The following is a 9,298-nucleotide window of genomic DNA, read 5'->3' as shown; positions in this document are numbered from 1 at the left end:
ACACCCCGATGACTGCGTTGTTGCATACGTCATCCAATCAGTTCAGGAGGACCGTCCGGAATCCCTGGGTCACCCCACGCTTGACGCGTCGTCGCGTGTCGGAATCGCCTGCAGATCGTACGGCCCGACCCCAAAGGGACCCGAACTCTACGCCTCCCCCGGCAAAGCCGGACGCAGCACCAGACGCGTCCAGGCGCCCACATAAATCCGGTCACCCTCCTCGATCTCTCGGCGCTGTCCCCCGGCGATCGGCTTCTGCGGGAGCGGAGCACCCGCCGGCGCGACGTAGGTGCCGTTCGCCGACTGAAGATCCTCGACCCACCAGCGGTAACCATCGGTGCTCAGCTCGCAGTGGCGGCGCGAGACTCCGGAGTCGGAGCCGCAGTCGATCTGCGGCGAGATGCCGCGCGAGACGGAAGGGCGTCCGACAAGCAGCGAGCGCTCGCGCAGCACGACGGTCGCGGGCGGACCAGGCGACGGCATCGGATCGTCCGCCCGCTGCTCGGCATACCACTCGGGGTCGACCCAGAGCTCGGCGATCCACGGGCGGTCGGAGTCGGGCTCAGCGGCGAGCGATGACACGGCACCAGAGGACGCAGCACCAGAGGACGCAACCGGCGCCACCGGGATCACCTCCGTCGGGGGCGCTGTGGCGACGGGCGCGTCGAAGCCCGCCTCCTGCTCTGGCACGAACGCGGTCGGAGCGGCGGGATCGGCCCTCGGGTCCGGCGCCTCGCCGAGGTGCGCGGCCGGGTCTCCCGCGGGCGAGGCCGAGCCGCCAACCTCCGCCGGAGCGCGCACGGCGCCCGACTCCGTGAAGGGGTCAGCCTCGGGCAGCGAGCCGGTGGTGAAGTCGTAGCCGCAGTTCTCGCAGAACAGCGCAGCGGCCTCGTTCGGGAACGAGCAGTGCGGGCAGACCGACGGCCCGGTGGGGATCGCCGTGGTCGGCGCGGCAGCGGACGGCGCGGGCGCCGGGGCCGCCGCGATCGGAGTTCCGCAGACGTCGCAGTAGTCGCCGGACGCTGACGTATGCCCCTCGGGGCAGCGGAAGCTCACTTGCGCACCCGCGTGGTCTTGGTCGAGGCGGTGTCGAGAGCCATCTCATCGAGGCGGTCGACGCCGCGCTTGAGTCGGACCGTCCCCTCGTCAGGATCGTCGATCTCGACAACCTTGCGCAGCTTCGCCGTCGCCTCATCGTTGCCGGTGACGGCGGCGAGTTGTACCGCCCGGCCGAGCTTGACGGTGGCAGTCGCATCGTCGCCGACGGCCTTCGCTGCCAGACCATCCTGGATCGCCGACGCCAACTCGGTCTGCCCCGTGTAGTGCGCGACGGCGGGGTCAATGCGAGCGGTCAGGGCGGAGTCGTCGGTCCAGCGGGCCTTCACCAGGGCGGAGGCGACCACCTCGTCGCGCACGCTGAGTTGGACCCGCGCGGCGAGCTGCTCCGAGCCCACCGGCTTCGACGCGACCCGCACTGCCACGTGGTACTCGCGGGACTCGTCCCCCCAGGCACCGGTGGGGTATGAGCCGGTGAGCGAATTCACGGTGGTGCGCCGCGAGCTGAGGTCCTCGAGCGTCGGCGCGACCTGGCGCACGAAGAGCAGCTGGGCCCCCTGCGGCGTCCACACGCGCAGGTCGCCGTTGGCGACTCCACGCCCCATCGACGCCTGCATCAGCGACTCGAAGTCGGCGGCCAGGTCGGCCGGCTTCGCGATGAGGCCGACGGTGCCCAGCAGCGCACTCGCGATGGTGCGTGCCTCCTCAACGATCCAGCGGGAGCCGACGCCGCGCACGTCGCACTGGAACACGCCGCCCGCCGCCCGGATGGCGGCGTCGAGCTGCATCCGCGACTCGTGCTCGTTCTTCCCGTCGGTGAGGAGGATCGCGTGCCGCTGCGTCGCCTCGGGGACGGTCGCGAAGAGCTGCCGCGCGAGGGTCAGCCAGCTGCCCATCGCCGTGCCGCCGTCGGCCTGGAGGAACCCGATCGCCTCCTTCGCCGCGGTACGCGCTCCCGGCTCCATGCGCACCATCGAGACGGAGGCGTTGGGGTAGGGGAAGGCGCGGTCGGCGCGCTCCGAGCCCGCCACCACGGCAAAAAACGTGCCGTCGAGGATCTGGTCGACGGCGACGGCGGCGGCGCGCTTGGCGGCGGTCATGTTCTCGCCGGTCATCGATCCGGAGCAGTCGACAATGATAATTTCGGCCGCGGCGCCGTCAGAGCCGGCGGCTCCGGTGCCCGACGCGGTGACGGTGACGATCGCATGCACGTCGGTGGCGCCATCCGAGAGGAACTCGTTCTGGAAAACACTCGCGCTGAACTCCGCCATTGCGCCAGTTTATGGGGAGCGCCGACCCGGTAGCATCGACCGCTGCAGTAGAAGGGGCACGGATGCGATCCTTCACCCCGGTCGAGCAGCGGATCGACGACGCGGCGCACCGGCTGCTCGCCCGCGGTCCCTCCTCCGGAGTGCGCGGGCAGTGATCGAGTTCCTGGTCTTCGGGGCCAAGCAGGCGTGGGCGTGCGTTTTCGGCGCCGCGCTGCTCGCACTGATCGTCGCCGCCCGGCTCTGGTACCCGGACGAGGCGGTCCTCGCTCGGAACGACCTCCTGACACTCGCCGCCGTCACCCTCCAGGTCGTGATGATCACCTCGCGCCTCGAGACCGGGCGCGAACTGTGGGTGGTCGTGCTGTTCCACGTCGTCGGCACGGGGATGGAGCTGTTCAAGACCGACGTCGGCTCCTGGAGCTACGCGGCCGACGGCATCCTGCGGATCGGCGCGGTGCCGCTGTTCAGCGGGTTCCTCTACGCCTCCGTCGGCTCCTACATGGTGCGGATCCACCGCCTCTTCGACGTGCGCTTCGAACGGTGGCCGCCGCGCTGGGCGACCGCCGTGGTCGCCGTGCTGATCTACATCAACTTCTTCAGCCACCACTACCTGCCCGACGCGCGCTGGCTGCTCGTCGCCGCGGTCGCCGCCCTCTGGCTGCGAAGCACGATGGCCTACCGCGTGCACCGCGGTGTCCATCGGATGCCCGTACCGGTGGCGTTCGCGCTCGTTGCGTTCTTCATCTGGCTGGCCGAGAACATTGCGACATCGGCCGGCGCCTGGCTATACCCCGATCAGCTCCACGGCTGGCACCTTGTCTCCGTCTCGAAGCTCGTCTCGTGGCTCCTCCTGATGATCGTGTCGGTGGTGCTGGTGACCCTTGTGTACCCACCGCGAACACCCGACGGGTCGCCTCTCGTCAAGCCCGCCGCGAACAGCGCCCCGGGCTGACAGGCTGGACGCCGTGCCCTCCTGGACCCTCGCCCTCGTCAGCGGCGCCATCGGCGGCGCAACCCTCCTGATCGGCGCAGCGCTCGCCTGGTTCCTGCACGTGCCCGCGAAGTTGACCGCCGCGATCTCGGCGTTTGGCGCGGGTGTGCTGATCTCGGCGCTCGCCTATGAGCTGGTGCAGGAGGCGGCCGACGACGGCGGACTCGTGCCGACCGTGCTCGGGACGCTCGCGGGCGCCGTCGTCTTCGTCGGCGCCGACGCCCTCCTCACCCGCGCCGGAGCAGGCAACCGCAAGAGCGCGAAAGGCTCGGGCGGAGGCGGAGGCGCGGTCATCGCGGCCGGCGCGCTCATCGACGGCATCCCGGAGTCGATCGTGCTCGGCCTGTCGGTTGCCCAGGGCGGCGCGGGAGCCGCGATCAGCGTGCCCATTGTCGCGGCCGTGGCGATCTCGAATTTGCCAGAAGGGCTGTCCTCGACCGTGGGAATGAAGGCCGACGGACGCACGGCCCGCTACGTGTTCACCGTCTGGGGCGCAATCGCGGGAATCTCGGCGATCGCCGCACTCGTCGGCTTCCTGGTATTCGCGTCCGCCCCGGGAGCGCTGGTCGCCTTCGTGACGACCGTCGCGGCGGGCGCGATCCTCGCGATGATCTCGAACACGATGATCCCTGAAGCGTTCGACCGCGACAACGTGCTGACGGGACTGTATGCGGTGCTGGGCTTCGTCACCGCCTTCGCGCTGCACTCCGTTTCCTAGGACGCCGCTCCCTGCGGTGCAGTGCGTCCTGTGGTCGGCGGCTAGTTCGATTTGCAGGGGATCCGCCGATTCGCGGACCGGGGACGCGCGGGAGAGCGCTCTCCCGCGCGAATCCCCTGCAAATCGCACGTGTCCCCTCCTGGAACGGGCGTGGCGAGGTCAGCCGCCACAAGCGGTGAGGGCGGCGTCGAGGATGGCGAGGCCGCGGGCGACCTCGGCGGGGGTGATCACGGCGGGCGGGACCACGTGGATCCGGTTGTCGGCGGTGAAGGGCAGGAGGCCCCGGGCGAGCAGGTCGGCCTTGAGCCGGGCGACGGAGGCGGCCGGCAGCGGGGTACGCGCCGCACGGTCCGAGACGAGTTCGAGCGCCCAGAACACGCCGGAGCCGCGGACCTCACCGATCAGCTCGTGCTTGGCCTCGAGAGCCGCGAGGCCCGGAGCGAGGTGCTCGGAGCCGATGGTCCGCGCGTTCTCGACGATGCCCTCCTCCGCCATCGCCTCGAGTGCCGCCACGACACTGGCCGCGGCGAGGGGGTGCCCGGAGTAGGTCAGACCGCCAGGGAAGACACGCTCGTCGAAGTGATGCGCGATCGGATCCGAGATGACGACGCCACCGATCGGCACGTAGCCCGAGTTGACGCCCTTCGCGAAGGTGATCAGATCGGGACGCACGTTGAACGCGTCGAAGGCGAACCACTCCCCCGTGCGGCCGAAGCCGGCCATAACCTCGTCGAGGATCAGTTGGATCCCGTAGCGGTCGGCGATCTCGCGCACGCCGGCGAGATAGCCGGGCGGTGGAGTGAGGACGCCGGCGGTTCCAGGGATGGTCTCGAGGAGGAACGCGGCGATCGACTCCGGCCCCTCCGCCTGGACGACGCGCTCGAGGTGGTGCAGCGCGCGCTCGCACTCCTGCTCGAGCGTCTCGGCCCAGAACTCACTGCGGTAGAGGTACGGGCCGAAGGCGTGCACGTGGCCGCGGGCGTACTCGTTGGGGATGCGGCGCCAGTCACCGGTGGAGACGATGGCCGCGCCGGTGTTGCCGTGGTACGAGCGGTAGAGCGAGACGACCTTGTCGCGGCCGGTGAACAGGCGCGCCATCCGGATCGCGTTCTCGTTCGCATCCGCTCCGCCGTTGGTGAAGAAGACCTTCTCGAAGCCCTCCGGCGCCCGGTCGGTGATCAGGCGCGCCGCCTCCGCCCGCGTCTCGTTCGCGGCGGCCGGGCCGATGGTGGCGAGGATGCCGGCCTGCTTCTGGATCGCGGCGACGACCTTCGGATGCTGGTAGCCGATGGTGACGTTGACAAGCTGGCTCGAGAAGTCGAGGTAGCGGGTGCCGTCGACATCCCAGACCTCTGCGCCGAGGCCGCCGGCGATCGGCAAGGGAGTGAGCGCACCCTGAGCCGACCAGGAGTGGAACACCCGAGAGCGGTCGGCGGCGGTGACAGAGGCGTTGTCGCGGACAGTGGAGGCGGTCGAGGACGTCATGAGATCCAGGATCCTCCGTCCGGGGGGATGAGCGCGCGCGGATCCGTCGAGCCGTCGCGTCTGGGCGGGACGGAACGTCGAGTGCGGCGCGCACTCGAGGGCGACCGCGCGCCACGCAGTCGCGAGTTTCTCGCCACAATTCGAGTTTGCTCATGAGGGCAGCGCCGCCCTCTCGGAGTCAGCTGCAACTGTCAGGCACCCGCCAATCATCCGCGAATTATCGATGATCGGAATGTCATGAAACCCTTTACCCACACCCCAGCACACCCCTCGACCCGGGCACACTTCATCGCCCGGACCCTCACAATCGGAGCCGTCCTCGCCACCGTGAGCGCACTCGCGCCCGCCGGGATCGCCTCAGCGGCGACCTCCTCTACCGCGACCCCCTCCGTGGCGACCCCTTCCGTGGCGACCCCCTCCGCGAATACTCCCTCGCACCTCTCGCTTCTCAGCCTCGGCGACTCGACCACCCAGGCAAACTCCGCCTGCGACACCTGGACGGACTGCCCCGACTTCAGCTGGTCGACCGGGAGCGCTCCGGTCGTCAACTCCATCGCCCAGCGTCTGCAGAAGTTGCTGCCCGATACGAGGGTCAGCACCGCGAACTTCTCCAAGAGCGGCAGCACCGTCGACGGGGTTCCGGCGCGCGTCCAGGACGCGGTCGACGCGGGGGAAAAACCCGACGTCATCACCCTGCTCATCGGCGGCAATGACCTGTGCGGCCCAGGCATCCCAGTGGCGAGCGACGGCTACAACATGACTCCGGTGAGCACCTTCCGCACCGGCGTGGAGACGGCGATCAGAATGATCAGAAGCGCCTGGCCGTCCGCGAAGCTCGAGCTCTCGTCAGTGCCGGACAACGCCACCCAGTGGGAGGCGTCACGCGGACCAGAAGGCCAGTTCCGCTGGAGTTCGGCCGGCTTCTGCCGTGCTACCCGCGGCGTCAGCATGACCGAGGTGCCGCTGAGCCCGGCAGCCGCGTCTGCTTCCGTCGCAGCGGCGGCGAAGCGGGTCGTCGACTTCAACGCCGTGCTCGAGCAGGCCTGCTCGGCGGATGGCCCACTGTGCAATTGGGACGGTGGCGCGCTGACCCGCATGCGGTTCACTCCGGACCTGATCAGTTCAGTCGACCACTTCCACCCCAGTGCCGCCGGCCAGGCGAAGATTGCCGAAGTCGAGTGGAACGCTTCGTCCTTCGCCGCGGGCTGGAAGTAACGCGTTGTCTGCGCAGCACCCCACTCTTCAGCGACCACTCTCTCGTCAGAGAAGACCTTCGATGAACACAGATTCCCTGCGGAGGCGCACGCACGGCCGAAACAGACGCGGACGCTTCAGGCGACTCTTTCTCGCCATCGCTGCCGTCAGCGTCGCCGGCGGTGTTATCAGTTCGGGCGCGGTTCCCGCCAATGCCGTGTCCGAGTTCCGCATGGAGGTTCCCATCAACGCCGGCACTCGCATCGAAACACCCCGTGGGAACTGTACGGTGGGCGCGGTCTTGTCTTCGAAGAGTTGGTATATGCAATTATCGGCCCGCCTAAAGGCGACCCGATACGTCGCCACCGCAGGACACTGCGGAAGCGTCGGAGACGACATCTCCGTGAGGCAGGTCGGCACCGTCGGCAAGGTAATTTGGAAAGCCCGGGTCGCGGACCTTATGATCGCGAGGATCGATCCGCACCCCAGAACCACCTACCACTGCACCGGCGACTCGAGGCTACACAACTGCTCGCCGATAACGACTTTCACACCGCGAGCAATTGGCAACGTCTTTCTCTACGATCACACTGGAGAATACGCGAGCGTGCCCGTCGCCGGCTCCGGAGCGCCCGAACCCAACGAGAAGTTCTGCACGAGCGGCGCCGTGAGCGGCGTGAACTGTACGTGGTTCCTGGATCCGGATGTACCGTTTTACCAGCCCCTCGTCCTCGGTGCGAGTACGAAGCGCAAGGGGATCCTGGACGGCGATTCGGGTGGGCCTGTCCTGAGTCAAGGCGGACAGCTTTACGGATTCATCAGTAAGGGCGGCAAGCCGGGCAGCCAGCTCATCGGCTTCATGACCTTCGTCCCCATCTCCCGTCTTTTCGAAGAGCAGCGCGGCTACGAACTCGCGCCTCCCGGCTGAGTCGACGGTCCGCACATCTGCTCGCCGAGTCGGCTTTCAACCCGCCGGTACTCGCCTCCGACTGACCGTGGGTACTGCACGGCGGGCGCGGTGAGCGCACCCTGGGCCGACCAGGAGTGAAAAACCTGGGAGCGGTCGGCGGCGGTGACCGAGGCGTTGTCGCGGGCAGTGGGAGCAGCCGAGGACGTCGTGGCGTCCATCGTGCCCCGCCCGCGAGCGACTCGCGCGGGCGGATCTGTCGAACCGTCGCGTCTCGGAGGGACGGAACGTCGAAGCGGGACACCACCGCGCCCTGCGCCGTGCACCCTCCTCGGCGGGCACCCGAGTGGGAGCTTCCTCATCAGGACGTCGCCGCGCTCACGGCAACCGCTGCGACTCTCACTCCGCCACACCCCCTTCGAGGATCGGAATGTTATGACTCTGTCTCCCCTCACCCGCGCCCGCACCCTCGCGATCGGAGTCGCCCTCGCCGCGGTCAGCGCGCTCGCGCCTGCCGGAATCGCCTCGGCGGCAACTCCCTCGCACCTCTCCCTTCTCAGCCTCGGCGACTCGACCACCCGAGCTTTCGCCGCGTGCGGCTCGTTCACCGACTGCCCTGACTTCAGTTGGTCAACCGGCGGCGCACCCGCCGTGAACTCCTTCGCCCAGCGTTTGCAGAAGTCGCGGCCCGGCACAACGGTCACCACCGACAACTTCGCGCAGAGTGGCAACACCGTCGCTCAGGTCCCGGCGCGCATTCGGGCCGCCGTCGCCGCGGGCGTGCATCCTGATGTCATCACCCTTCTCATCGGCGGAAACGACCTTTGCAGCCCGAGGAATGTGGTGGCAAGCGATGGTTACACCATGACTCCGGTGAGCACTTTCCGCTCCGGCGTAGAGGCGGCGATCAGCACAATCCGGAGCACGTGGCCCTCGGCACAGATCGAACTCTCATCGGTGCCAGACAATGCTTCGCAGTGGAGGTCGGAACGCTTCGCCGGCGCTCGCCTGTGGAGTTCGGGCGGCCTCTGCCGCGCCACCCGCGGCGTCAGCACGAGCGGGGCACCCCTCAGTCCATCGGCCGCAACCGCCTCCGTCGCCGCCGCGAAAAAGCGGGTTCAGGACTTCAACGCCGCGCTGGAACGGACGTGCTCGGCGGCAGGTCCGCTCTGCCACTGGGACGGCGGCGCACTCACCCGGCTCGACTTCACCCCGGACCTCATCAGTACCGTCGACCACTTCCATCCGAACATCGCCGGACAGGCCGCGATCGCCGAAGTCGAATGGAGAGCATCCTCCTTTTCGCACAGTAGCAACTAGCGCAGCCGTGTTACCTCTTACCCGATCTCCACTGAAAGAAGACCAGAGATGCAAGCAGATGTGGCGAAGCAGCACAAGCGCGACCGACGGAAAGCCGCTCGTCGTAGACGAGTGGCTCTGTCCCTCACTGCACTAGCCGTCTCGCTCGGAATGCTCAGCGCGAGTGCACCGCCCGCGAGTGCCGTCTCAGGTTTCCGGCTTCAGCTTCCCATCAATGCAGGGACCTTTGTCCGACTGGGCGAGTGGGGATGTACGACGGGCGCCGTTCTGAGTTCCAGGAGTTGGTATCTCCAACTGTCGGCCCGATTGAAGGCGGTCCGGTATATCGTCCTGGCAGGACATTGCGGCGAGGTCGG

At 68.4% G+C, this 9,298-nt stretch carries 8 protein-coding genes; 5 read left to right on the top strand and 3 right to left on the bottom strand.

All coding sequences use genetic code 11. The features are described from left to right. Positions 1-147 precede the first annotated feature (147 nt). Entirely contained in the window at positions 148-1,056 is a 909-nt protein-coding gene (locus tag HRF29_RS12720; protein ID WP_173249198.1) for an FHA domain-containing protein, read from the bottom strand. Next, positions 1,053-2,327 carry a VWA domain-containing protein gene (locus HRF29_RS12715; protein ID WP_173249197.1) on the bottom strand — a complete coding sequence of 425 codons (1,275 nt, stop codon included), beginning with the start codon at positions 2,325-2,327 and terminating at the stop codon, positions 1,053-1,055. Before HRF29_RS12715 ends, HRF29_RS12720 begins: the two co-directional genes overlap by 4 nt. A gap of 151 nt (positions 2,328-2,478) precedes the next feature. Here HRF29_RS12715 and HRF29_RS12710 point away from each other — a divergent pair, with 151 nt between their 5' ends. Both HRF29_RS12710 and HRF29_RS12705 read left to right on the top strand, forming a co-directional pair. Next, positions 2,479-3,279, top strand: a complete 801-nt coding sequence (locus tag HRF29_RS12710; RefSeq protein WP_425503134.1) for a DUF817 domain-containing protein — start codon at positions 2,479-2,481, stop codon at positions 3,277-3,279. Between the two features lie 13 nt (positions 3,280-3,292). Then, positions 3,293-4,036 (top strand): ZIP family metal transporter, encoded by a 744-nt coding sequence (locus HRF29_RS12705; protein WP_173249196.1) that lies wholly within the window; start codon positions 3,293-3,295, stop codon positions 4,034-4,036. 159 nt (positions 4,037-4,195) lie between these two features. Here HRF29_RS12705 and HRF29_RS12700 read toward each other — a convergent pair whose 3' ends face one another. Then, positions 4,196-5,521, bottom strand: a complete 1,326-nt coding sequence (locus HRF29_RS12700) for an aspartate aminotransferase family protein (RefSeq protein ID WP_173249195.1) — start codon at positions 5,519-5,521, stop codon at positions 4,196-4,198. Positions 5,522-5,758: 237 nt separating this feature from the next. Between HRF29_RS12700 and HRF29_RS12695 the strand changes: the two genes are divergently transcribed. The 3 genes from HRF29_RS12695 to HRF29_RS12685 all read left to right on the top strand — a co-directional run bounded on the left by HRF29_RS12695 (position 5,759) and on the right by HRF29_RS12685 (position 8,942). Continuing rightward, on the top strand, positions 5,759-6,736 hold the full coding sequence (locus tag HRF29_RS12695) for an SGNH/GDSL hydrolase family protein (RefSeq protein WP_173249194.1): 978 nt from the start codon (positions 5,759-5,761) through the stop codon (positions 6,734-6,736). A gap of 61 nt (positions 6,737-6,797) precedes the next feature. After that, positions 6,798-7,643: a trypsin-like serine protease gene (locus HRF29_RS12690; RefSeq protein ID WP_173249193.1), complete on the top strand. Its 846-nt coding sequence runs from the start codon at positions 6,798-6,800 to the stop codon at positions 7,641-7,643. A gap of 414 nt (positions 7,644-8,057) precedes the next feature. Further along, the gene (locus HRF29_RS12685; RefSeq protein WP_173249192.1) at positions 8,058-8,942 is read left to right on the top strand and encodes an SGNH/GDSL hydrolase family protein; all 885 of its coding nucleotides are present in this window, start codon (positions 8,058-8,060) and stop codon (positions 8,940-8,942) included. Positions 8,943-9,298: the final 356 nt, after the last annotated feature.

The sequence above is a fragment of the Rathayibacter agropyri genome (assembly GCF_013249015.1).
GTDB classification, from domain to species: Bacteria; Actinomycetota; Actinomycetes; order Actinomycetales; family Microbacteriaceae; genus Rathayibacter; species Rathayibacter agropyri.
Note: the sequence above shows the minus strand (reverse complement) of the source record. Positions and strands in the feature narration are given on the sequence as shown.

What these genes read in the sequence shown, in the direction of transcription:
- HRF29_RS12715 (WP_173249197.1), bottom strand. Translation starts at nt 2,327, where the DNA reads ATGGCGGAGTTCAGCGCGAGTGTTTTCCAGAACGAGTTCCTCTCGGAT.
- HRF29_RS12700 (WP_173249195.1), bottom strand. Translation starts at nt 5,521, where the DNA reads ATGACGTCCTCGACCGCCTCCACTGTCCGCGACAACGCCTCTGTCACC.
- HRF29_RS12695 (WP_173249194.1), top strand. Translation starts at nt 5,759, where the DNA reads ATGAAACCCTTTACCCACACCCCAGCACACCCCTCGACCCGGGCACAC.
- HRF29_RS12690 (WP_173249193.1), top strand. Translation starts at nt 6,798, where the DNA reads ATGAACACAGATTCCCTGCGGAGGCGCACGCACGGCCGAAACAGACGC.
- HRF29_RS12685 (WP_173249192.1), top strand. Translation starts at nt 8,058, where the DNA reads ATGACTCTGTCTCCCCTCACCCGCGCCCGCACCCTCGCGATCGGAGTC.